Source organism: Rhodococcus sp. DN22 (genome assembly GCF_036669995.1).
Lineage (GTDB): Bacteria > Actinomycetota > Actinomycetes > Mycobacteriales > Mycobacteriaceae > Rhodococcus_F > Rhodococcus_F erythropolis.
In genome coordinates this window covers 3,835,181-3,858,346 of record NZ_CP133326.1, presented here as the reverse complement: position 1 = coordinate 3,858,346, position 23,166 = coordinate 3,835,181, and the positions used below count along the sequence as shown (strand labels likewise).

At 64.0% G+C, this 23,166-nt stretch carries 19 protein-coding genes, 1 other RNA gene and 2 pseudogenes; 14 read left to right on the top strand and 8 right to left on the bottom strand.

The features are described from left to right. Window positions 1-29: 29 nt before the first annotated feature. Window positions 30-522, bottom strand: a pseudogene (locus RA302_RS17535) (low molecular weight protein-tyrosine-phosphatase). Beyond that, complete coding sequence (locus tag RA302_RS17530) at window positions 509-1,204, bottom strand: HAD hydrolase-like protein (RefSeq protein ID WP_042445748.1); 696 nt, start codon at window positions 1,202-1,204, stop codon at window positions 509-511. Before RA302_RS17530 ends, RA302_RS17535 begins: the two are co-directional and overlap by 14 nt. Before the next feature lie 56 nt (window positions 1,205-1,260). Here RA302_RS17530 and cobC point away from each other — a divergent pair, with 56 nt between their 5' ends. From cobC to RA302_RS17510, 4 genes are all read left to right on the top strand, one after another. Then, window positions 1,261-2,295 (top strand): Rv2231c family pyridoxal phosphate-dependent protein CobC, encoded by a 1,035-nt coding sequence (gene cobC / locus RA302_RS17525; RefSeq protein ID WP_070160787.1) that lies wholly within the window; start codon window positions 1,261-1,263, stop codon window positions 2,293-2,295. Beyond that, the gene (locus RA302_RS17520) at window positions 2,292-3,425 is read left to right on the top strand and encodes a Nif3-like dinuclear metal center hexameric protein (RefSeq protein WP_030537562.1); all 1,134 of its coding nucleotides are present in this window, start codon (window positions 2,292-2,294) and stop codon (window positions 3,423-3,425) included. Before cobC ends, RA302_RS17520 begins: the two co-directional genes overlap by 4 nt. Before the next feature lie 108 nt (window positions 3,426-3,533). Beyond that, window positions 3,534-4,271: a C4-type zinc ribbon domain-containing protein gene (locus RA302_RS17515; RefSeq protein ID WP_003941604.1), complete on the top strand. Its 738-nt coding sequence runs from the start codon at window positions 3,534-3,536 to the stop codon at window positions 4,269-4,271. Further along, a complete protein-coding gene (locus tag RA302_RS17510) occupies window positions 4,268-5,407 on the top strand; it encodes a bifunctional RNase H/acid phosphatase (RefSeq protein ID WP_338477330.1) in 1,140 nt (379 codons plus the stop codon). The genes RA302_RS17515 and RA302_RS17510 overlap by 4 nt, the downstream gene beginning before the upstream one ends. Before the next feature lie 29 nt (window positions 5,408-5,436). On the opposite strand, the gene RA302_RS17505 is transcribed toward RA302_RS17510, so the two are convergent. After that, on the bottom strand, window positions 5,437-6,672 hold the full coding sequence (locus RA302_RS17505) for an SLC13 family permease (protein WP_007735459.1): 1,236 nt from the start codon (window positions 6,670-6,672) through the stop codon (window positions 5,437-5,439). 28 nt (window positions 6,673-6,700) lie between these two features. Further along, window positions 6,701-7,228 (bottom strand): DUF1697 domain-containing protein, encoded by a 528-nt coding sequence (locus RA302_RS17500; RefSeq protein ID WP_338477329.1) that lies wholly within the window; start codon window positions 7,226-7,228, stop codon window positions 6,701-6,703. Window positions 7,229-7,282: 54 nt separating this feature from the next. Here RA302_RS17500 and rnpB point away from each other — a divergent pair. The 3 genes from rnpB to RA302_RS17485 all read left to right on the top strand — a co-directional run bounded on the left by rnpB (window position 7,283) and on the right by RA302_RS17485 (window position 9,737). Then, window positions 7,283-7,697: RNase P RNA component class A (rnpB, locus tag RA302_RS17495), an RNA gene on the top strand. A 320-nt stretch (window positions 7,698-8,017) separates the two neighbouring features. Next, the gene (locus RA302_RS17490) at window positions 8,018-8,203 is read left to right on the top strand and encodes a hypothetical protein (RefSeq protein ID WP_007735457.1); all 186 of its coding nucleotides are present in this window, start codon (window positions 8,018-8,020) and stop codon (window positions 8,201-8,203) included. Window positions 8,204-8,327: 124 nt separating this feature from the next. Further along, window positions 8,328-9,737, top strand: coding sequence for an RNB domain-containing ribonuclease (locus RA302_RS17485; protein ID WP_064113243.1), 1,410 nt, complete (start codon window positions 8,328-8,330; stop codon window positions 9,735-9,737). A 4-nt stretch (window positions 9,738-9,741) separates the two neighbouring features. Here RA302_RS17485 and pip read toward each other — a convergent pair whose 3' ends face one another. Genes pip through panB form a run of 3 tightly spaced genes read right to left on the bottom strand, consistent with a single transcriptional unit; the run spans window position 9,742 to window position 12,092 of the window. Beyond that, complete coding sequence (gene pip, locus RA302_RS17480) at window positions 9,742-10,734, bottom strand: prolyl aminopeptidase (RefSeq protein ID WP_070160789.1); 993 nt, start codon at window positions 10,732-10,734, stop codon at window positions 9,742-9,744. Further along, entirely contained in the window at window positions 10,734-11,171 is a 438-nt protein-coding gene (locus RA302_RS17475; protein ID WP_007735455.1) for a hypothetical protein, read from the bottom strand. The genes pip and RA302_RS17475 overlap by 1 nt, the downstream gene beginning before the upstream one ends. Before the next feature lie 51 nt (window positions 11,172-11,222). Beyond that, window positions 11,223-12,092 (bottom strand): 3-methyl-2-oxobutanoate hydroxymethyltransferase, encoded by an 870-nt coding sequence (gene panB, locus RA302_RS17470; RefSeq protein ID WP_007735454.1) that lies wholly within the window; start codon window positions 12,090-12,092, stop codon window positions 11,223-11,225. A gap of 207 nt (window positions 12,093-12,299) precedes the next feature. On the opposite strand from panB, the gene RA302_RS17465 reads away from it, so the two are divergent. The 3 genes from RA302_RS17465 to RA302_RS17455 all read left to right on the top strand — a co-directional run bounded on the left by RA302_RS17465 (window position 12,300) and on the right by RA302_RS17455 (window position 18,330). Continuing rightward, entirely contained in the window at window positions 12,300-13,871 is a 1,572-nt protein-coding gene (locus tag RA302_RS17465) for an alpha/beta hydrolase (protein ID WP_007735453.1), read from the top strand. Window positions 13,872-13,978: 107 nt separating this feature from the next. Continuing rightward, a complete protein-coding gene (locus RA302_RS17460) occupies window positions 13,979-15,319 on the top strand; it encodes a glutamine synthetase family protein (RefSeq protein ID WP_003941637.1) in 1,341 nt (446 codons plus the stop codon). Continuing rightward, window positions 15,316-18,330, top strand: coding sequence for a bifunctional [glutamine synthetase] adenylyltransferase/[glutamine synthetase]-adenylyl-L-tyrosine phosphorylase (locus RA302_RS17455; protein ID WP_042921890.1), 3,015 nt, complete (start codon window positions 15,316-15,318; stop codon window positions 18,328-18,330). Before RA302_RS17460 ends, RA302_RS17455 begins: the two co-directional genes overlap by 4 nt. Before the next feature lie 9 nt (window positions 18,331-18,339). Here the strand turns inward: RA302_RS17455 and RA302_RS17450 are convergent, their stop codons facing one another. Continuing rightward, a complete protein-coding gene (locus RA302_RS17450) occupies window positions 18,340-19,200 on the bottom strand; it encodes a fused MFS/spermidine synthase (protein WP_070160791.1) in 861 nt (286 codons plus the stop codon). A 166-nt stretch (window positions 19,201-19,366) separates the two neighbouring features. On the opposite strand from RA302_RS17450, the gene RA302_RS17445 reads away from it, so the two are divergent. From RA302_RS17445 to RA302_RS17430, 4 genes and pseudogenes are all read left to right on the top strand, one after another. Continuing rightward, a complete protein-coding gene (locus RA302_RS17445) occupies window positions 19,367-20,494 on the top strand; it encodes an NDMA-dependent alcohol dehydrogenase (protein WP_003941634.1) in 1,128 nt (375 codons plus the stop codon). 188 nt (window positions 20,495-20,682) lie between these two features. Next, window positions 20,683-21,504, top strand: coding sequence for an alpha/beta hydrolase (locus RA302_RS17440; RefSeq protein WP_003941629.1), 822 nt, complete (start codon window positions 20,683-20,685; stop codon window positions 21,502-21,504). Between the two features lie 59 nt (window positions 21,505-21,563). Next, window positions 21,564-22,594 (top strand): annotated as a pseudogene (locus RA302_RS17435) (cupin domain-containing protein). 18 nt (window positions 22,595-22,612) lie between these two features. Beyond that, window positions 22,613-23,134: a hypothetical protein gene (locus RA302_RS17430; protein ID WP_054186672.1), complete on the top strand. Its 522-nt coding sequence runs from the start codon at window positions 22,613-22,615 to the stop codon at window positions 23,132-23,134. The last annotated feature ends 32 nt before the right edge of the window (window positions 23,135-23,166 follow it).

The following is a 23,166-nucleotide window of genomic DNA, read 5'->3' as shown; positions in this document are numbered from 1 at the left end:
CCCGAACGGGAGTGAATTTTGCTCCGGGTTCAGGCCCGCTCGCGGATCCAGTCGAGCATGTCGGGAATGGCTGCTTCGATCTGGTCTCGCACCAGTTCGAAGTCCTCCTGATCCCCGTAGTACGGGTCCGGAACCGATTCTCCGTCAGCCTCGGGGTCGAACGATCGCAGTAGGCGCCGACGCTCGGTGGGCACGCCGAGATGAGCAAGCTCACGTTCATGGCCGGTGTCGAGGGCGACGACCAGATCGGCCGCGAGATGATCTGCATTGACCTGCGCGGCACTGTGGCCCGTCGGATATCCGGCCCGCTCGGAGCACGACGTTGGTCCGCTCGTCGGCCTCGCTACCGGTGTGAAACCCCTCGGTACCTGCACTGCTGACACGGACTCGGTCGGCGAGGCCTTCACGGTCCAGATGCGCGAGCAAGATCTTTTCGGCCATCGGTGACCGGCAGATATTGCCGGTGCACACAAACGTCACATGAAGTGGTTCAGTCACGTGGAGTGGTTCAGTGGCGGCCATCGAGAAGTCCTCCCAGTTCGGATGCCGACGATACGGAGCGAAACGCTTGCCGCGCTTCCTCGGCGGAACCGTAGCCCCATTCGACGACGACGGTGGGGATGCCGTACTTCGCGGCGCCGAGCACGTCGTGATCACGGTCGCCGATCATGAGAACGTCGGGGGTTCCGCCGTCGGATGCGAGGACGGGAGTGATCCCGAGTGAGGTCAGCGAATGCGCGATCACATCGGGTTTAGCCCGACGAGTTCCGTCGTCACTCGCGCCGCCGATGAACTCGAAGTGCTCGGCCAGGCCGAAATGCTCGAGGATTCGAATGGCGAATCGCTCCGACTTGGAGGTGGCGACGGCCAGTCGGGTGCCGCTCGCGCGAGCCTTACCCAGGACGACGTCCATGCCCTCGTACACCGAGTTCTCCTGCCACCCGGTCGCGTCGTAACGCTCGATGTACGCGGCGATCGCCCGATCCACGTCCGCCGGGGCCATACCGAGTGACCTGAAGGTATCGACCATCGGCGGGCCGATCACCGATGCCAACATCGCTTCCGTCGGCTCCGGATGGCCGACAGTTGCCAACGCATGTCGGAAGCCGCCGTGAATGCCGGGAGCGGAATCGGTGATGGTGCCGTCCAGATCGAACAGAACTACAGGAAAACGGTCGAGGGGTGGTGTCGTCACGGCACTCATTGTCCCGGACGGCAGGGGTGATGTCCGCGCACGGTGCTCGACCGTAGGCTGACCGGGTGAGTACCGGAACGGTTGACCTGGAGAGCTTGCGACATCACGGCGATGTCGAAGCGGAGCCCGGGTTACTCGATTTTGCCGTCAACGTTCAAGGCTCCGGCCCGCCGAAGTGGTTGCGGGATCGGCTGGCCGCAGGGCTGGCGACGCTTGGTTCGTACCCGTCGGCCGCAGCGGAACTGAAGGCTCGCGAAACGGTCGCGCAGCGGCACGGGCGCCGGCCCGAAGAGGTGTTGTTGCTCTCGGGCGGTGCCGAGGGATTCGCGATGCTGCCGCGCCTGGGCGCTCGTTCGGCAGCGCTGATCCATCCGTCGTTCACCGAGCCGGAACTGGCACTGCGAGAGGCCGGTGTGCCGGTGACTCAAGTGATTCTGGAGCCGCCTTTCGAGCTTCGGACCGCGCAGGTACCCGAATCCGCGGACCTTGTCGTTCTGGGCAATCCGACCAACCCGACGTCCGTGCTTCACCCCAAGGCCGATGTGTTGGCATTGCATCAGCCGGGCCGGATCCTGGTGGTGGACGAGGCCTTCGGCGACGCGGTCCCCGGCGAAACGGAGAGCATCGCCGGTGTCGAGTCGGCGGATGTACTGGTCCTTCGGAGCCTGACCAAGACGTGGGCGCTCGCCGGATTGCGGTGTGGATACGCGATCGGCTCTCCCGATCTTCTGGCTCGACTCAGTCACGGCCGAGCCCACTGGCCGTTGGGCAGTCTGCAGATCGAGGCCATCACGGCGTGCTGCGAACCGTTCGCCGTCGAGCAGTCGAGGATCAAAGCCGACGCGATTGCCGTGGACCGCCGAGACATGTCGCGGCGACTGACCGAGATCGGGATTGCCGTGCACGAACCCGCTGCGGGGCCGTTCGTGCTCATCGACGTCCGTGACGGCGCCACGATGCGAGAGCACCTGCGTGCCCGCGGAATCGCCGTCCGCAGGTGCGACACCTTTCCCGGACTCGGCCCGGATCGGCTGCGCGTGGCCGTCCGTCCAGCCGAGCAGGTTGCGGTACTGATCGAAGCGATGAAGGAGATCTTGTGAGTGGCCCAACCCTTGCGGACGTCATAGCCGTGCTGGAATCCGCTTATCCGCCGGCCCTGGCGGAATCGTGGGACTCGGTCGGCCTGGTCTGCGGCGATCCGGCCGACGCTGTGACGAGAGTGGTTTTCGCGGTGGATCCGACCGAGGCAGTGGTCGACGACGCCATCGCCTCCGGTGCCGACCTTCTGGTCGTTCACCATCCACTTCTGCTGCGTGGGGTGGACACCGTCGGTGCTCACACTCCCAAAGGTGCGTTGGTTCACAAGCTCATCAAGGCGGGGTGCGCGCTGTTCTCGGCGCACACCAATGCGGACTCGGCCGACCCCGGAGTGTCCGACGCGTTGGCGCAGGCTCTGGGCCTGACCGTGCTGCGCCCGATCGAACCCAAGCCGACGCAGCCGCTCGACAAGTGGGTCGTCATGGTTCCGGTGGAGAATGCATCGGCCGTGCAGGATGCACTTTTCGAGGCCGGGGCTGGGCGGATCGGTGATTACAGCCAGTGCAGTTGGACCGTCACCGGTACGGGTCAGTTCCTGCCCGCCGACGGAGCGAATCCGACGATCGGGACCGTCGGCGCTGTGGAGCAGGTTCGCGAGAATCGTGTGGAGGTGATTGCCCCTCGCGGAAAGCGAAGCGCAGTGCTGGGCGCATTGCGTGCCTCCCATCCGTACGAGGAACCGGCCTTCGATGTCTTCGAACTCGCAGCGTTCCCCAGTTCACTCGGACTGGGGCGGTTGGGTGAGCTCGACCACCCCGAAACCTTGCGGGAATTCACCGCGCGAGTGGCGCGCTCACTGCCCTCGACCGAGTGGGGTGTTCGCGCGGCCGGAGATCCAGACGCGACCGTTCGTACCGTGGCGGTGTGCGGCGGTTCCGGCGACTCGTATCTCGACGTGGTGGCGGCACTGGGCGCCGACGTCTACGTCACTGCGGACCTGCGGCATCATCCCGCGGACGAGCATCTACGCGCCGGTGGCCCGGCTCTGGTCGACGTCGCGCACTGGGCGAGTGAATACCCGTGGTGCGCACAGGCGAAATCGGTGCTCGACGCCGCGTTTGCCGACAATCCGGAGTGGGAAAGCCGGGTTTCGACAATTCGCACCGATCCGTGGTGTTTGAGTGCGCATTAGTGCAGCGCTCTGCAAGGTACGGTTGCACGAACAATTCAAGAGCAGTTCTTCGAGAGCCGTCCTTCGCGAGCACTGCCGACATCGGACTTACAGCAGGAGTTATACAGCGTGAACGTCGAACCACAGGTGCAATCCAAGCTTCTCGACCTCGCCGGGGTGGATGCTGAGCTCACTCGGATCACCCACCGACGCGGAGCGCTTCCCGAGCAGCAGGAAGTCGAACGTCTCGAGGCCGAGCGAATCAGCCGTAAAGACGCGTCCGTAGCCGTCGAAATCCAGATCGACGACATCGATCGCGACATTCGCAAGCTCGAAGGCGAGGTCGACGCGGTTCGTCAGCGCGAGGATCGTGACCGCACACTCCTGCAGAGCGGATCGGTCGGGGCGAAGCAGCTCACCGAACTCGAACACGAACTCGGCAGCCTGGTCCGGCGTCAGGGGCTCCTCGAAGACGAGTTGCTCGAAGTGATGGAGCAGCGTGAGGCGTTGCAGGCCGATCACGATCACGCCGGTGCCCAGCTGTCCCAGGCCGAAGAAGAGCTGATCGACGCCAAGCGTCGCCGCGACGATGCCGTCGCTGATCTGGACAAGGCGCAGGAGCGTTGCGCCGCCGATCGTGAACGACTCGTCGGTGAATTCCCCGCCGATTTCCTTGCTGTCTACGAGAAGCAGCGCAGCCTGGGCGGACCGGGCGCGGCGCTTCTGCAGGCACGCCGATGCGGCGCTTGCCGGATCGAGATCGACCGCGGCGAGATCTCGCGAATTGCCGCGACACCGGCCGACGTCGTAGTTCGTTGCCCAGAGTGCAACGCAATCATGGTGCGTACCAAGGAGTCCGGTCTGTGACTCCCACGCAGGTCATCGTCGAGGCGGACGGTGGATCGCGCGGCAACCCCGGCCCGGCCGGCTACGGCGCCGTGGTCTTCGACGCCTCGCGCTCGGTGTTGGCCGAACGCAAGGAAAGCATCGGTATCGCGACCAACAACGTCGCCGAGTACCGCGGACTGATCGCCGGGTTGACCGCTGCCGGTGAACTCGGCGCGTCGACGGTCGACGTCCGCATGGATTCCAAGTTGGTCGTCGAGCAGATGTCCGGGCGCTGGAAGGTCAAGCACCCGGACATGATTCCGCTGCAGCGGCGCGCTGCCGAGCTGGCGACGCAGTTCTCGCGAGTGACCTACACGTGGATTCCTCGCGGCGAGAACTCTCATGCCGATCGTCTTGCCAACGAGGCGATGGACGCGGCTGCCGGCATCGAAACCGGCCCAGTCGCACCTTCGGCCCCCGCACCTGCTGCACCTGCCGCGCCGTCCGAAGAGACGTCGGAGCCGCAGATCGCCGGCTCTCCGGGATGGATCGCCACCACCGGCAAGCCGACACGAATGTTGTTGCTACGTCACGGACAGACAGCGATGTCGGTCGATCGCCGGTATTCCGGACGCGGGAATCCGGAGCTCACGGAACTGGGCCGCGCGCAGGCTGCCGGCGCAGCCGGACGCTTCGGGAACCGAGGCGGTATCGACGCCATCGTCTGCTCACCCCTCGGCAGAACCCGTGAGACGGCAGAGTCATCGGCCCGCGTGCTCGGTTTACCCGTCGTCGAGCACAAGGGTTTGATCGAAACCGATTTCGGCGACTGGGACGGACTCACGTTCCGCGAGGCAGCCGAGCGTGACCCGGACCTGCATCGCGAATGGCTCTCGGACACTTCGGTGCGTCCACCGGGCGGCGAGAGTTTCGACGAGGTACGCGAACGAGTCGTCGCCGCGCGTGACGACCTGATCTCGACCTACGGCGGCGCGACGCTGTTGGTCGTCTCTCACGTCACCCCGATCAAGACTTTGGTGCAGCTGGCCCTCGATGCCGGGCCGTCGTTGCTGTACCGGTTGCATCTGGATCTGGCGTCGCTGAGTATCACCGAGTTCTATCCCGACGGGGGAGCCTCGGTCCGGTTGGTCAACGACACGTCACACCTTCGCTGAAAGAGCCCCGACGGCTGATCAGCCTCTGATCAGATCACCAACCACAGGGCACTCACGGCGGCGAGCAATGTCAGTGGCGTCGTGATGACCCCGAGCAGAGTGAATGTCGCCAGCGTGGGCGGTGCGCCCGCGCTGGTGGCGACTCGTCGCCAGAGCATCGTTGCCAGTGAGCCCACGTAGGTGAGGTTGGGGCCGAGGTTGACGCCGATCAACATCGCAAGCACCAGAGCTGGAGGTGCCGCCGTTCCGAGCGCTGCGATCATCAGCAAGGTTGCCGGCAGGTTGTTGACGAGATTGGACGCTACCGCCGCTACTGCGGCGACAAAGAGCAGTGAGCCGTAGCTGGTGTCGCCTGGCAGGATCTGCGCAATCCATTCGCCCACCGGCCCGTTCGCGACTCCGGCGACGATGATTCCGAGAACCAGGACGAACGCGCAGAACCAGAGGTCGGCAGCGTAGAGCATCTTGGCGGCGGTCGTACGGTGCCGAGCCAGAGCGATCGCTCCCAGGACACTCGCACCCACCACCGCGATCCAGGCGGGCTCGATCCCGAAGAAACCCGAAACCGCGAAACCGAGCAGCGTCATTCCGATCACCGTCAGCGGCAGAATCGGCGCAGGCGCAGATCTGGCTGCCACCGGCGGTTCGGCGCTGTCGCCCCGCGCGAGTTCCGAACGGAAGAACAGTCGAAAAATCAGGTACTCGACAGCGATCGTCACGACCCACGGCAACGCCATCAATGCGGTGAAGTGCAAGAACGTCAAACCTGTTGCGGCAAACGCGATGAGGTTGGTCAGGTTGGACACCGGCAGCAGGGTCGACGCCGAATTCGACAGGTGCGCACTGGCATAGGAATGCGGCCGGGGACTTGCTCCGATGGATCGTGCGGCCGCGATCACCGCGGGTGTCAGCAGCACGACGGTGGCGTCGAGGCTCAGGACCGCCGTGGTCAGGGCGGCGGCGCCGAACACATAGATCAGCAACCGGTGTGGATCGGCGAGGGATTTTTGCTGCAGGATCTGGCTGACCCAGCGAAAGACGCCGAGAGCATCGGCGGCATGAGCGAGAACCAGCACGGCAACCAGGAAGACGACGGTGGGTGCCATGCTCGCCAGTTCGTCGCGGGCTTCGTCGAGAGTTACGACGCCGGTCAGGAGAACGACGACAGCTGCCGGCCCGGCGATGACGATCTCGGGAAGCCCGCGTGGACGCACTATCGCGAAGACGAGGACGAGGGCGACGAGCAGGATCGGTAGAAGAGTCACGCGATGGTGCTCCGTGTCGGGGCGAGCGTCATTTGAGCAGTTTGTAGAGCGTGTTCAGGTTTCGGGTTGTGGTGAACGCCTTGAACTTCGGTTTTCCGGTGTTCCTGCCGAACGCGCTCTTGACGGTCTGCCCCTTCTCGACCTCCCAGTACAGGACTCCGTCGCCTGCCGCCACACGCTCGACCGAGGCATCGAGTTGCGCTGCTGCAGTGCTCAATTCCTCCAGGATTTCCGGCTCGGAGGCAACCATCGCATAAGCATGCCAACCCTCGCGTTCGCGCTCGAACGGGTAGTTGTCCACGATCGCCTGCAGTGTCGGAAGGTCGAGGGCGAACACCCAAGCCTCGTAGCCGAACTCGCGGGCAAGGGCGGATTCGATCTGTTTCTTCAGCGTCGGGATGTCGGTGCTCGGACTGTCGAACAGAACGTTGCCTGAGGCCAACACGGTTTTCACCCCTTGGAATCCGAGGTCACCAAAGACTCTCGCCAGGTCCGCCATCTTGATGTTGATGCCGCCCACGTTGATACCGCGTAGCAGGGCCACGTACCGAGTCATACGGTGACCATAGTGCCGGCCACCGACAGGCGCCCGGTAGCATACGGGGGCGGACGAGTTGGCCGGGCGGCCGCGGCTTCTGGAACCAGCGCGTATCGCGCACAGGCCTGGGGCCGAGGAAAGTCCGGACTCCACAGAGCAGGGCGGTTGTTAACGGCAACCCGAGGCAACTCGCGGGACAGTGCCACAGAAAACAGACCGCCTGCCTTTCGAGGCAGGTAAGGGTGAAACGGTGCGGTAAGAGCGCACCAGCACCTCGGGTGACCGGGGTGGCTAGGTAAACCCCGCCCGGAGCAAGGTTGAAGGTCGCATCGCTCGCGGTGCGGCTGCGCAGGTGTTCGAGGGCTGCTCGCCCGAGCCTGCGGGTGAACCGCTCGAGGCACCCGGCGACGGTGTGCCCAGATGGATGGTCGCCACTCGGCACTTCGGTGCCGCAGGACAGGATCCGGCTTACACGCCGACTCGTCCGCCCGCGATCTGCAAGAGAGCACAAAGAAGACCCCCACCGGATCGGTGGGGGTCTTCTTTATGGTCGAAAGCTGTCAGACAGGCTTGATGACCAGCAGCGTAGCCCAGTACGTTGCCGCGTCATGGCCCATGAGCGGGAGGAGGTAATCGTAAAGAATTGCGGACATGCGCACTCCATTTTCTGTTCGTAGCTTGTGTTGGGCATTCAAGCAGAACTCACCGTTCGAATGTCCGGTTCTCACCTGCCAGGCCAAGTAGAAAGAATATCAGTCTCACAGCGATCTACAAGCTTCTATCTCACTCTGATGTCACACTGTGGATATGACTGATGAAGATCGACTCTGGTACTTCGACGTGTCCGACGGTTCCGTCACGCAGGGAAAGGGCGCGTCCTCGCTGACGAGGATGGGGCCGTACCCTGATCGGGACTCTGCCGAGCATGCATTGAAGATCGCTGCCGAACGCAACAAAGCCGCCGATCGGGCAGACGAAGACTGGAACAACTGAGACTTGGAATAACTGAGACTTGGAATAACTGAGACTTGGAACAGCTGGGACTCGAACAACTGGGACCGGTACTGCTGCTATACCGGCCCGAACCGATCATGGAGGATGCGTGCCCGCAAGTCGAATGATGGTGCAGGGAATCGACTTCGGAGTGGTTCGGGCGGAGTTCGACTTGCCAGGAGCATTCTCGGCTGCGGCGCAGGCCGAGGCCGAGAATGCCGTGGATCGTTTCGGCGCCGGGCGTGTCGACGAAACGGGTATCGCCTTCGTGACCATCGACCCTCCCGGATCGATGGACCTCGACCAGGCAGTGCACATCGAGAAGACCTCGACCGGGTACGTCGTGCACTACGCGATCGCCGACGTCGCGGCGGTGGTGACGCCGGGTGGCGCTCTCGACATCGAAACCCGCAAGCGGGGCCAAACCTTCTATCTCCCGGACGGTTCCGTCCCGCTGCATCCCCGAGCGTTGTCGGAGGGATCGGCGAGTCTGCTGCCGGACGTGGTTCGTCCCGCCGCGCTGTGGCGGATCGAACTCGACGCGCAGGCCGAGCCGACGTCGTGGCAGGTGAGACGCGCTCTGGTGAAATCGGTGGCACGTCTGGACTATTCGACCGTGCAGCGCGATGCCGACGCGGGAACCTTGCATCCGTCCATCGCCGCACTACCGGAGTTCGGACGATTGCGCAGTGTCTCGGCGGTTGCCAGGGGTGCCATCGAGCTGAAACTGCCCGAGCAGTCAGTGGTTCGGGATCAGCCGGAGGACGAGTCCTCGGCTCGCTGGCGGATCGAACTGGAGCCACGCACCGAAGCGGACGACTGGAACGCAGAAGTGTCGCTGCTGACCGGGATGTGTGCCGGCCGCATGATGATCGACGCAGGTATCGGGTTGCTTCGCACGCTGCCGCCGGCCGAGGAGTCCGCGGTTCGGACCTTGCGGAGAACTGCAGTGGCGCTGGGTATCACGTGGCCGGAGGGGCAAAGCGTCGGGCAGATTCTTGCCGGACTCGATTCCAACGAGCCGTCGACGATGGCGCTGATGTCGGTTGCGCCGTCGTTGCTGCGCGGGGCAGACTACGCGGCCTTCGACGGCCGACTACCGGAGTTGACGGTGCATGCGGGGATCGGAGCGCCCTACGCTCACGTGACTGCTCCGCTGCGCCGGCTGTCCGATCGTTTCAGCACCGAGGTGTGTCTGGCGATCACAGCTGGTACGCCGGTACCGGAATGGGCGCGCACTGCACTTCCCGAGCTGCCCGACATCATGAGTGGGTCCGACTCGCTGGCGAACAAGGTCGACCGTGCGTGCATCGATCTGACCGAGTCCACGCTGCTCGACGGCCGGGTCGGCGAGGTCTTCGACGCAGTGGTGATGCGCGCCAAGGACGGAAAGCGCTCGGCGGAAGTGTTTGTCCCGTCGGTCGCAGTGATTGCGAAATGCGTCGGAACGCCCGACGACGGTGAGCGCGCAAAGGTGCGACTCACCGCCGTCGACACCGTCAAACGGACGGTGGAGTTCACGTTCCCGGCGTAGCGAGCTACCGGTAAGAATCGGTGGCTTCCACCAAGTGATGTGCGATGCCGGGCTCCATCGCGGAGTGTCCGGCGTCGTCGACGATCACGAGCTTGGATTCGGGCCACGCCTTGTGCAGCGCCCACGCGCTGGTGGCGGGGCAGACGACGTCGTAGCGGCCCTGGACGATCGTCCCCGGAATGCCGTGCAGTGCGGAGCTTTCGCGTAGGAGTTGACCCTCGTCGAAGAATCCGCCGTTGACGAAGTAGTGGTTCTCGATACGAGCGAAGGCCAAGGCGAACCTGGTCTCGGAGTTCTGTTCGATCTTGTCCGCCTGTGGGTACAGGTAGCTCGTCGATCCTTCCCAGGCCGACCAGGCGATCGCTGCCCGGGCTGCGACGGCGGGGTCTTCGGAATGGAGCAGTTGGTGATAGACCGCGACGAGGTCTTCGCCGCGCTGCGCCTCGGGTACCGGTTCGAGGAATTTGTCCCAGCGCTCCGGGAAGATGTTTCCCGCGCCGCCGTTGTAGTACCAGTCGATCTCGCTACGACGCAGGAGGAAGATCCCGCGCAGGACCAGCTCAGTGACGCGCGTAGGAAACGTTTCGGCGTAGGCGATGGACAGCGTGGAACCCCAGGACCCGCCGAAAACCATCCACTTGTCGATCGAAAGATGTTCGCGCAGGGCTTCGATGTCGGCCAGCAGCTTGTCCGTCGTGTTCACCGACAGGTCGGCGCCGTCGGCAACGTGAGGGGTGGACCGCCCGCAGCCGCGCTGGTCGAGTAGAACGATGCGGTATGCGGCCGGATCGAAGAACTGGCGTACCGCCGGTTGCGCACCACCGCCGGGGCCACCGTGCAGGAACACCACCGGCTTGCCGTCCGGATTTCCGCTGACTTCCCAGTACATGCTCTGGCCGTCACCGACATCGAGGAAGCCGGTGACGAAAGGCTCGATCGGGGGATACAGACTCCGGAGAGCCGACGGCTGCCCTGAAGTGGCTGACGTGTCGGTCATCAGAAGCCCACCAGGCCGGAGGCGAGATCGGGGATCTCGAGTGCGGAAATCGCGCCGCTCCGGACGTCGGGGCACGCGGCCGAGGTTGCCGCGTCGATGCTTTCGCGGTTCTGAGCGAGATCGAGCAGGTTGATGCCGTTCTGCGTCGCCCACGTGATGACGATCGTGTTCAGTCCGCCCTTGCCGAGCGTCGGGGTGACGGTCCGCCAGTTCTGCAGCTGCCCTTCCATATCCGAGCACAACTGCTGGACCTGAGCGTCGGTGAACGTCGAACCGGACGCGGTTGTTGCCGGCGCCGTCGTGGTGGAACTCGCGGGCGTAGTGCTGCTGGGCGCGGGAGAGTTGGTGGACCCTCCCGCGCATCCGCTCAGCACCGTGACGAGAGCTGCCGCACCGACTACAGCTGCGGCAGTAGAACTTCGACGGTTACCGATCATTGAACGCACCCCTGGCTGGTTGAGAGACAGGCGGCGTTCGCCGGTCTCGGATCAGAAACTGTGTTCTGCGGCCGGGAAAGCGCCAGTGCGAACTTCTGATGCATAGGCTGCGGCTGCGGAACGCAGTTCGTCACCGACGTTACCGAAACGCTTGACGAACTTGGCTGTCTTACCGCTCGTGTAACCCGCCATGTCCTGCCAGACGAGTACCTGAGCGTCGCATTCGGAACCGGCCCCGATGCCGACGGTGGGGATGGTGAGTTTGCGGCTGACCTGGCCCGCAATCTCGGCCGGAACCATTTCCATGACGACGGAGAACGCCCCGGCTTCCTGGACCGCAATGGCGTCCGCCACAAGTTGCTCGGCCGCGTCGCCACGACCCTGGACGCGGAATCCGCCGAGCGAGTTCACGCTCTGCGGGGTGAATCCGACGTGTGCCATGACGGGGATGCCGGCCGAGGTGATTGCCGCGATCTGCTTGCTCATCCGCTCACCGCCCTCGAGTTTGACGGCGTGCGCGAGGCCTTCCTTCATGAACCGTGTGGCAGTCGCCAGGGCCTGCTCGGCGGAACCCTCGTAGGTGCCGAAGGGGAGGTCGGCGACGACGAGTGCGTGCGGCGCGCCGCGAACGACGCCACGCACGAGCGGGAGCAGTTCGTCGACGGTGATCGGCACGGTGGTGTCGTAGCCGTAGACGACGTTGGCGGCAGAGTCGCCGACGAGCAGCACCGGGATGCCTGCGTCTTCGAAGATGCGTGCCGTGGAGTAGTCGTAAGCGGTGAGCATCGACCAGCGTTCGCCGTTCTGCTTCATCTCGGCGAGGTGGTGAATGCGCGTCTTACGCTTCGGTGCATCGGTAGAGCTTGCAGTGGGTACAGAAACTGCACTGGGTACAGAACCGTAGAGAGGTGTTTCGGACATCGTTGTCCCTTTCTGGCCTCGAGGCCCTGAGCGTTGATCGCCTTCGGGTCCCCGGGTGTGGGTGATGACGTGTTCAGTCTGCCACCGGACATCGCCGACACGAATAGTTGACGGGGTGCAATGGGTCACATCACCGCGCGCGTATCAGGTAGGTGCCGAGACGAGGCGAACCGCTGGCTATCGCGGTTTCCTGGCACCATCGATGGCATGTCGAAGTTCGTTCGCCTCTCCGGTGCCCTCGCCGGAAGCGCAGCAGTGCTCGTGTTGGTTGTCGGTTGCACCAGTTCGGAAGGCACGCCCGAATCAGTGGAACCTGCTGGTTCTGCCGCGTCCGCGGTGCCGTCCGGCCTCGAGAAATTCTACGAGCAGACGCTCGACTGGGGTTCGTGCGACCAATTTGTCGAAGAAGGAACTGCGCCGCTGGGGCGTGGGATCGACTGCGCCGAGGTGAGCGTTCCCGTCGACTACGCGAATCCGAACGGCGACACCGCGAAGGTGGTGATCTCGCGTTCGAAGGCAACCGGCGACCGCATCGGCTCACTGTTGCTGAACCCCGGCGGGCCGGGTGGGTCCGGGCTGTCGATGGCGACCTCGGGTTCGGGCACCGAATTGCAGGAACGTTTCGACATGATCGGCTTCGATCCGCGGGGGATCGGGGCGTCGACCCCGCAGGTTCGGTGTTTGACGCCGGAGGAGACCGACGCGGAGCGTGCGGAGGTCAACGTCGACATGACGCCGGAGGGCATCGCTCTCGCCGAGGCGGACAGCAAGGACTACGCCGCCAAGTGCGCTGAGCGGACCGGTACGGAGTTCCTCGCTCATGTCGGTACCTACGAGGTGGTGCGAGATATGGACGTCATTCGGGGCGTTCTCGGCGATCCGAAGATGAACTACCTCGGGTTCTCGTACGGGACCCGGCTCGGATCCACGTACGCGGAAACCTTTCCGCAGAACGTCCGAGCGATGGTCCTCGACGGCGCGCTCGACCCCGAGCAGGATCCGGTCGACGAAGTGGTCTTGCAGGGGCAGGGCTTCCAAGGCGCGTTCGACGCCTTTGTCGCCGACTGTGTCTCGCGAACGGATTGCCCGCTGGGTGATGATCCGGCGCAGGCGCAGGCACGCTTTCAGGCACTCGTCGATCCGTTGATCGAGAAGCCGGCACAGACCACCGATCCGCGCGGGCTGAGTTATTCCGACGCGATCACGGGCGTGCAGCAAGCTCTGTACTCGCCACAGTTGTGGACGCCGCTGCGTGGGGGTCTGTCGAGTCTGGCCGACGGACGCGGCGACTCGCTGCTCAATCTCGCCGACATGTACGAAGGCCGTGAGGATGACGGCAGCTACTCCAACATCAACGACGCGTTCAACGCCATTCGCTGCGTGGACGATCCGGCAACCACCGACCGCGCCGAGGCCGGCGAATCCGACACTCGGTACCGCGAGGCGGCGCCGTTCCTCGACGACGGCCGCGGGACGGGTCAAGCGCCGCTCGACCTGTGCGCGTTCTGGCCCGTTCCGGCTACCGGCAGCCCTCACGCGCTCGACCCCCAGGCGCTCGCTGACGCCGGTCTGCCGCAGCTGGTCGTCGTGTCCACGACGCAGGATCCGGCGACCCCGTATCAGGCCGGAGTGGATCTCGCGAAGCAGTTGGGCGCTGCTCTGATCACGTTCGACGGAACCCAACACACGGTGGTTCTGGACGGAAACTCCTGCGTCGACGATGCCGTCGTCGACTACTTCGTTTACTTGAAGGCTCCGGAAGAGGGTCTGACATGTTAACCGGCGCGACGCCGTACGCTGCGCCTATTCGATGGTGACCAATCACTCTGTTAATCGGGACCACTGATGTAACACAGATTTAACGTGGCTTGCTTAGTCTCGCGTGCATGGATCGCCAAAAAGAATTCGTGCTTCGTACCCTGGAAGAGCGCGACATTCGGTTTGTCCGCTTGTGGTTCACCGATGTTCTCGGGTACCTCAAATCGGTGGCGATCGCCCCCGCCGAACTCGAAGGCGCCTTCGAGGAGGGAATCGGATTCGACGGTTCCGCCATCGAGGGATTCTCTCGAGTCTCCGAAGCCGACACCGTCGCTCGGCCCGACGCCTCGACATTCCAGATCCTGCCGTGGGCGCACAAGGACGGTGCGCAGCATTCCGCTCGCATGTTCTGCGACATCACGATGCCCGATGGTTCGCCGTCGTGGGCCGATCCGCGCCACGTACTGCGTCGCCAGCTGAGCAAGGCCAGCGACTTGGGCTTCAGCTGCTACGTCCACCCGGAAATCGAGTTCTTCCTTCTGGAGAACGGCCCGATCGACGGCACTCCACCGATCCCGGCCGACTCGGGCGGATACTTCGACCAGGCCGTGCACGATTCGGCTCCGAATTTCCGCCGCCACGCCATCGACGCACTCGAGTCGATGGGCATCTCGGTCGAGTTCAGCCACCACGAGGCCGCGCCGGGTCAGCAGGAGATCGATCTGCGCTACGCCGACGCACTCTCGATGGCCGACAACGTGATGACGTTCCGGTACGTCGTCAAGGAGGTCGCGATCGGTGAAGGCGTCCGGGCGAGCTTCATGCCCAAGCCGTTCAGCGATCAGGCCGGCTCCGCGATGCACACCCACATGAGCCTGTTCGAGGGCGACACCAACGCCTTCCACAATCCGGACGATCCGATGCAGCTCTCCGAGACCGGCAAGGCGTTCATCGCCGGCATCCTCGAGCACGCCAACGAGATCAGTGCGGTCACGAACCAGTGGGTCAACTCGTACAAGCGACTCGTCCACGGGGGAGAGGCACCCACTGCCGCGTCGTGGGGCCCGTCCAACCGATCGGCTCTCATTCGCGTCCCGATGTACACGCCCAACAAGGCGTCGTCACGTCGCGTCGAGATCCGTAGCCCAGACTCGGCTTGCAACCCGTACCTGACTTTCGCGGTCCTGCTTGCTGCCGGTCTTCGCGGCATCGAGAAGGGCTACACCTTGCCGCCCGAGGCAGAAGACGACGTGTGGTCGTTAACCTCCGCCGAGCGCCGCGCCATGGGTTACAAGGAACTGCCGAGCAACTTGGACAGCGCTCTGCGCGAGATGGAGAAGTCGGAGCTCGTGGCCGAAGCACTCGGCGAGCACGTCTTCGATTTCTTCCTGCGCAACAAGCGTCGTGAGTGGGAGGAATACCGCAGCCACGTGACGCCGTTCGAGCTCAAGACCTACCTCGGTCTGTGACGGTGAAACCGCCCGCTGCGAGATCAGCAGTTCCAGGACCGGGTCGACTCGGGCTGGTCGAGCCCACCGCTGCCGACGAGTTGCGTCAGCTCGGTTGGGTCGACGCCGAGAGCATCGAACTCTTGTGGTCGCTGTCGCGTGCCGCGAACGCCGACCTCGCTCTGCGCACCCTTGTGCGGATCAAGGACGGGCTCGGCGACGGGTGGCGCGAACTCGATCAGGCATTGCGCAAGGACAAGAGCCTGCGCGGCCGTTTGTTCGCACTGGTGGGTGCGTCGTCGGCCTTCGGCGACCACCTGGCCGCGGATCCGATCGGCTGGAAACTGCTCGACGGCACCGCTCTGCCGACCAAGGACGAGGCGACTGCAGCCTTGCTGGAGGTCGTGGGTGCAACTGTCGACGAGGGTGCCACCGAAGGTTCATTGACCTACCGCGCCACGGTGACCGGGCCGGAAGCTGTTGTTGCTCTGCGTAAGAGCTACAAGGACCAGTTGATGCTGCTGGCTGCGGCTGATCTTGCGGCGACCGTCGAGAACGAACCCGTAGTTCCGTATCAGACTGTGGGGCACCAGCTTTCCGATCTGGCCGACGCCGCGCTGACCGCTGCACTTGCGGTGGCCATCGCAACGGTGTGTCCCGAGGGCAGCTGTCCGATCCGGCTCGCCGTGATCGCCATGGGCAAATGTGGTGCGCGCGAGCTGAACTACGTCTCCGACGTCGACGTCGTGTTCGTCGCCGAACCGGCCGATGCGACGGCCAGTCGCGTTGCCGGTGAGATGATGCGTATCGGTACCTCCGCATTCTTCGAGGTCGATGCTGCGCTGCGGCCCGAAGGCAAGCGCGGAGAATTGGTTCGCTCCCTCGAATCCCACATCACGTACTACAAGCGCTGGGCCAAGACCTGGGAGTTCCAGGCACTGCTCAAGGCTCGTCCGATGACCGGCGACATGGAGCTCGGTCGCCAGTACTCCGAGGCGATGAGCCCGATGGTGTGGATCGCCTCCGAGCGCGAGGACTTCGTCCCCGAAGTCCAGGCCATGCGTCGACGCGTCGAGGAAATGGTTCCCCCCGAACTGCGTGAGCGTGAACTCAAACTCGGCCGCGGAAGTTTGCGCGACGTCGAATTCGCCGTCCAACTCCTGCAATTGGTGCACGGGCGCGCCGACAGTTCGTTGCATGTCCAGAGCACCGTCGATGCACTGACTGCATTGGCGGCGGGTGGATACGTCGGCCGCGACGACGCCGCCAACCTGACTGCGTCATACGAATTCCTGCGCCTGCTCGAGCACCGTCTGCAGTTGCAGAAGCTCAAGCGCACACACACCCTGCCGCCGCCGGACGACGAGGAAGCGCTGCGTTGGCTGGCCCGCGCCGCGCACATGCGGCCAGACGGTCGTCTGGATTCCCTGGGAGTCCTGCGCGCCGAGATCAAGCGGAATTCGCATCGGATTCGCCGCCTGCACGCCAAGTTGTTCTACCGCCCGCTTCTCGAATCGGTGGCGCGGATGGACAAGGAAGCACTGGTCCTGGGACCAGAAGCCGCGGTTCGGCAGTTGGCCGCTCTGGGTTACACGGCACCCGAGCATGCTCTCGGGCATCTGACTGCACTGACGAGTGGCGCTTCACGCAAGGGGCGCATTCAAGCGCTCCTGTTGCCGACTCTGCTCGAATCACTCGCGGACACACCGGATCCCGATGCAGGTCTGCTCGCTTACCGCAGGCTCTCGGACGCGCTCGTCGACCAGACGTGGTTCCTGCGCCTGCTCCGCGACGAGGCTGCGGTGGCCGAGCGTCTGATGACCGTGCTGGGCTCGTCGGCGTACCTACCCGACCTGCTCATCAAGGCTCCCGACGTGATTCGCTTGTTCGCGGATTCGCCGAGTGGACCGCGCCTTGTCGAGCCGAAGCCCGAGGACGTCGCTCGCGGAATCCTCACCGCCTCCGGCCGACACAGTGATCCCAATCGTGCTGTTGCTGCGGCCCGCTCGTTGCGGCGACACGAACTTGCGCGAATCGCGTCGGCCGACATCCTCGGCATGCTCGATGTTCCTGCAGTCTGCAAGGCGCTGTCCTCGGTGTGGGCCGCGGTGCTCAATGCATCGCTCTCCGCGGTGATCAAGGCCAGCGTCACCGAACTCGGGACCGAGGCGCCGGCCAGTTTCTCCGTCATCGGCATGGGCCGACTCGGCGGTGGCGAACTCGGCTATGGATCCGATGCGGACGTGCTGTTCGTGTGCGAACCCCGCGAGGGCGTCGACGAGACCGTTGCGGTCAAGTGGGCCAACAGCATTGCCGACAAGGTGCGCAAGCTTCTCGGGGCACCGAGCACGGATCCTCCGCTCGAAGTCGACACCGGATTGCGTCCGGAAGGCCGCAACGGACCGATGGTTCGCACGCTCGAGTCGTACGACGCGTACTACGCGAAGTGGGCTCAGGCGTGGGAGATTCAAGCGCTTCTTCGTGCGCACCCGGTTGCCGGTGATCCTGAACTGGGACTGCGGTTCCTGCACATGATCGACAAGACGCGCTACCCCGAAGGCGGCGTCAGTGACGCGGCGGTGCGCGAGATCCGGCGCATCAAGGCGCGAGTCGATTCCGAAAGGCTTCCTCGCGGAGCCGATCCGGCGACGCACACCAAACTGGGTCGCGGCGGCTTGGCCGACATCGAGTGGACTGTGCAATTGCTGCAGCTGCGCCACGCCGACAAGATCGAGTCGCTGCACAACACGTCGACCCTCGAGACTCTCGACGCCATCGGGGCCGCGGAACTGCTCAGCGAAGGTGACGTCGAACTGCTGCGTGACGCCTGGATCACCGCGACGAAGGCACGCAACTGCCTCGTTCTGGTGCGGGGGAAGCCGACCGATCAGCTTCCCGGTCCCGGACGCGTCCTCGCGGCGGTGGCGCAGGTCGCCGGATACGGCGACGACGCAGGGGAGTTCCTCGACAATTATCTGCGCATCACGCGACGGGCAAAAGCTGTGGTGGAGAGGGTGTTCGGCGGCGAGTAGCGCTCTCGGTCAGTCCTGCCGAATCGCCGCATTCGCGGCGAACTTGCGGACTTCGGCGTTCTGCCACACGTGGGCGGGAACGCCGCCGCCGAGTAGCTCGCGTGCGAGCGCAGGTTGCCCGCCGATCGGTACGTCGCTGCCGGCGATGATCATGTTGCCGTAGCGGCGGCCCTTGAGCATCGCGGGATCGGCGATGATCGCCATGTGTTCGAACTGTGCGCCGATGGTTGCGGCCTCGCTGCGCGCGCCCTGGAGATCCGGGGTGTCGCCGCAGTTGACGATGTAGATGCCGCCCGGTGCGAGCACGCGTCGTACGTGGGTGGTGAATTGCGCCGTCGTCAATGGTGTCGGAGTTGTGCTGCCGGCGAAGACATCTCGAATCACGATGTCCCGGGTGGACTCGGTGAGAGTTTCGGTGACGGCGCGGGCTTCTCCGACGCGGATGCGCAGAAGAGGCGCGCGCGGGAGGTCGAACCAATCGCGTACGAGTTCCGCCAGAGCACCGTCGATTTCGACCACCACTTGACGCGCGTCAGGGTAGGTGGCGGCGAAGTATCTGGCCATAGAGCAGGCGCCACCGCCGAGATGAAGCACCCGCAGGCGCTCGGCCTTTTCACGTTCGGAATCGACCAGATGCGCGATCCACCGCATGTACTCGAAATCGAGCACCGTGGGATCCGCGACGTTCACGTGGGAACTGGGCACTCCGTTGATCTGGATGATCCAACTGTCATCGGAGTACTGATCGCGGACTAGTTCGCACGTCCCGGTATCGATCGGAAAAGTGCCGGCGACGGGACCGGACTCGCCTCGCTCGGGAGCACTGCTGCGAGTTCTGGTCTTGCGAGTTCCCTTGGCCACTGTGTCCATGTTAGCCGTGCGCCTTTTTGGTAGTGCCCACTACCAAAAAGGCACACGGACCGACGGTATTCTCGGGCTACTTCAGGCACACTCGTACATGGAGTGTGATCGGCGACACAAATGCCGGCGCGTTCTTTCGTCGTCCGTGCATCACGAAGAATTTCGAGGAGTGCAGGTGAAGGTCAAGGCAGCGGTAGTCAAGGCGCCAGGTCAGGCGTGGGAGATCGAAGAGGTCGAGCTGGGGGACCCGGTCTCGGGTGAGGTGCAGGTCCGACTCGCCGCATCGGGGCTGTGCCATTCGGACGAACATTTGCGTACGGGCGCCAGCCCGCTGCCCTTCTACCCGGCCCTGGGCGGGCACGAAGGCGCCGGAGTGGTGACGAAGGTCGGACCGGGTGTCGCGAGCGTCGAAGAAGGCGACCACGTGGTTCTCGCCTTCATCCCGGCGTGCGGACGTTGTCCGTCCTGTGCGAAGGGTCTGCAGAACATCTGCGACGAAGGAGCCGGCCTGTTGACCGGGCAGGCGATCTCCGACAAGACGTACCGCGTCACCCTCGACGACGAGCCGGTCATCCAGATGTGCCTGCTCGGAACATTTTCGCCGTACGTGACCGTCAACGAGGCGTCGGTGATCAAGATCGAGAAGGACATCCCGCTCGACAAGGCGGCCTTGCTCGGCTGCGGTGTTGCCACCGGTTGGGGATCGGCCACCGCAATCGGTGGAGCCAAGGTCGGCGACACGGTGGTGGTCGTCGGCGTCGGCGGCGTCGGAATCAACTCGGTGCAGGGTGCGGCGTCCGCCGGAGCACGATTTGTGATCGCGATCGATCCCGTCGAGTTCAAGCGCGACAAGGCAAAGGAATTCGGCGCCACACACACTTTTGCCTCCCTCGAGGAAGCGCTACCGGTGATCGGCGAGATCACCTGGGGCAAGATGGCCGACGTCACCGTGATCACCGTGGGCGAGATTCACGGCGACATCATTCAGCCCGCGCTCAGCGCGACGGGCAAGGGTGGCCAGGTCGTGGTCGTCGGAATGGGGCATTACGCAGATTCGCAGGTGACGCTCAGCCTCTTCGAGCTGACCCTTCTGCAGAAGCGTTTGCAGGGAGCCATCTTCGGCGGGGTAGGGCCACGGTCCCAGATTCCCAAGTTGCTCGATCACTACCGAAGCGGCGCACTCAAACTCGACGAGTTGGTGACCAAGACTTACAAGCTCGAGGAGATCAACGAGGGGTACGCCGACATGCTCGAAGGAAAGAATCTGCGGGGGATGATCGTCTACACGGAGGACGATTACTGATCGTTTCCCTTTGACTGAAGGCTCCGGCCCGGCACCACGCTTCGTGGTGTCGGGCCGGAGTCTTCTGCCCCCACGCACATTTCTGTCGATCGATGAGTCGACTGCCCCCGTAGTGGGCACTCGCAGAGTGAGGAAACCGGGCACCGTGTCCGGATCTCAGTCCACGACTCGACAGAGAAGAGCAGAGCATGCCCTACATCACCACCTCCGACGGAACCGAGATCTACTACACCGAGCACGGCGTCGGCCGGCCGATCGTCCTCAGCCACGGGTGGCCGCTGAGTTCTGACGCGTGGCAGGTCGAGATGAAGTTGTTCGCCGACGCCGGATACCGGACCATCGCGCACGATCGTCGAGGACACGGTCGCTCGTCGAAGACGTACACCGGCAACGACATGGATACATATGCCAAGGACCTGGCTGAGCTGATCGACACACTCGACCTGAAAGACCTGGTCCTGGTTGGCCATTCGACCGGCGGCGGGGAAGTGGTCCGGTACGCGGCGCAGCACGGCAAAGGGCGCGTGGCCAAGGTGATCACCGCCGGCGCCGTACCGCCGATCATGGTCAAGTCGGACGGCAACCCCGAAGGCACACCGATCGAGGTCTTCGACGGCATCCGTGAGGGAGTTCTGCGAGACCGATCGCAGTTCTACAAGGATCTCAGCGAGAGCTTTTACGGCGCGAACCGCGAAGGTGCCGACGTCTCGCAAGGGGCGAAGGACGACTTCTGGCGGCAAGGTATGTTGGTCAATCTCGCCGCGGCCTACGACTGCGTCAAGGCATTCTCGGAGACGGACCAGACCTCCGATCTCGAAGCCATCGACGTTCCGTTCCTCATCGCTCAGGGCGACGACGATCAGATCGTGCCGATCGGCGCAGCGGCCGAGAAGGCGATCAAGCTGGTGAAGAAGGGCACGCTGAAGGTGTATCCGGGCGCACCTCACGGCATCTACGGCTCATATCAGAAGACACTGGACCAGGACATTCTCGCGTTCATCGAGGACTGACGTCAGCGAGGCGGAAGGACCGGAGTCGAAAGGACCAGAGTGGGAAGGATAAAATTGCCATGTCTACACACGTTGCCTCACTATGCAATGGCCCCAGTGTCTTCGAGAACGAACTTGGGTCGATCTCGCAACTCGACACGAGTTCGTTGCCGATCCTGTCCGGTCTGTCGATCAAACGAATTGTTCTCGGTCCCGGCGCGATCCGTGAACCACAATGGAACGTCAACGCGAACCAGATCGCCTACGTCACCAGCGGAACCGTGCTCGTCTCGATGCTGGGCAATGCTGACGAGTTCGCCAGCTTCGTGGTGCGAGCGGGGCAGATGTATCACGTCGAATCCGGCGCGATTTATCACATCGAGAATGTCGGAGAGGAGGAGGCGGAGATCATCGCTGCCCTGCGTACTTCACTCCCGCAGCACTTTTCGTTGCAGAGTAGCGTCAGCGCAATGTCGAACGCGGTGCTCGGCAACACGTACGATCTCGCCGCATCGGCCTTCGACGTCTTCGGTAGAGCCGATGCGTCCCAGATAGTTCGGCGGGACGGCGCCGCCGTCGTTCCCGATACCGCCGGCCTTCCCAACGCGCATCTCTTCGATCTCGAAGGCCAGATCGCGCCTCTCGCATATCCGTACGGACAGGCGAAAGTGGCGCGCAAGCAGTATTGGGCGGCGCTGGAGGATCTTTCGATGTACTCGTTGACTATTCGCGAGAGTGGGATGCGTGAGCCACACTGGCATCCCGTCACTGCCGAATGGGATACGTGCATCGTGGTCACGGGCGGATGACGGTCCTCGATCCGGACGGTTCGCTCGACACCTACCTACTGGAGCCTGGTCAGGTGTATTTCGTTCCGCGTGCCTATCCCCATCACATCGAGGTTCTAGGTGACGAGGACATCAACTTCCTCATCTTCTTCGACCAGCCGACGCCGGGCGACATAGGCTACCGTGCAACGGCTTCCGCGTTCTCACGCGGCGTTCTCTCGGCCTCGTTCGGTGGTCCGGAACGGGATCTGCCGCACTTTCCTTTCACCCCGATCGATCCGCTCATCGTCTCGCGGATCAATCCGATCGACCGCCAGCACTGATCGGCAAGGACGCCCATCATGACCACCACGCTCACCGTGACCGATCACGGGACGACGCTCGACTTCACGTACGAGGACGCCCTCCGCTATCACGGTCCGCAGGCCCCGGGCGGCGTGGCGCATGCCTACAAGGTTCTCGAGCGCGCTCTCGGTGTGCTCGGCGGGGAAGGCTCCGTCGAGCGTCGCGAGCTGGTCGTCACCACCGCACACGGCGGACCAGGAGTGCGCGATTCGTTCGAGTTGGTCACGCGCGCGGTGACCGAAGGGCGGTACACCGTTGACAGTTCCTTGGCCAGGCGTGAACGTGGAAACACGCTCGCGCTGTACGTATTTCGGATCACCTATCGCGGCGCGAGCGTCACGCTGACTGTTCGGGAGGGGTTCGTCGTCGACGAGTTCATCACTCTGTCCCGTAAGTCCGACCGGACGGCCGAAGACGAGTCACGGCTGACAGAGCTCAAGCAGGAGATGGCGGATCGAGTGATGTCGAGCCCGGCCGAGAGCGTGTACGACGTCGAGACCGGCACGCTCCCCGTCTGAGCGACGGCGGCGCAGGCGTCGGCGTGCAGAAA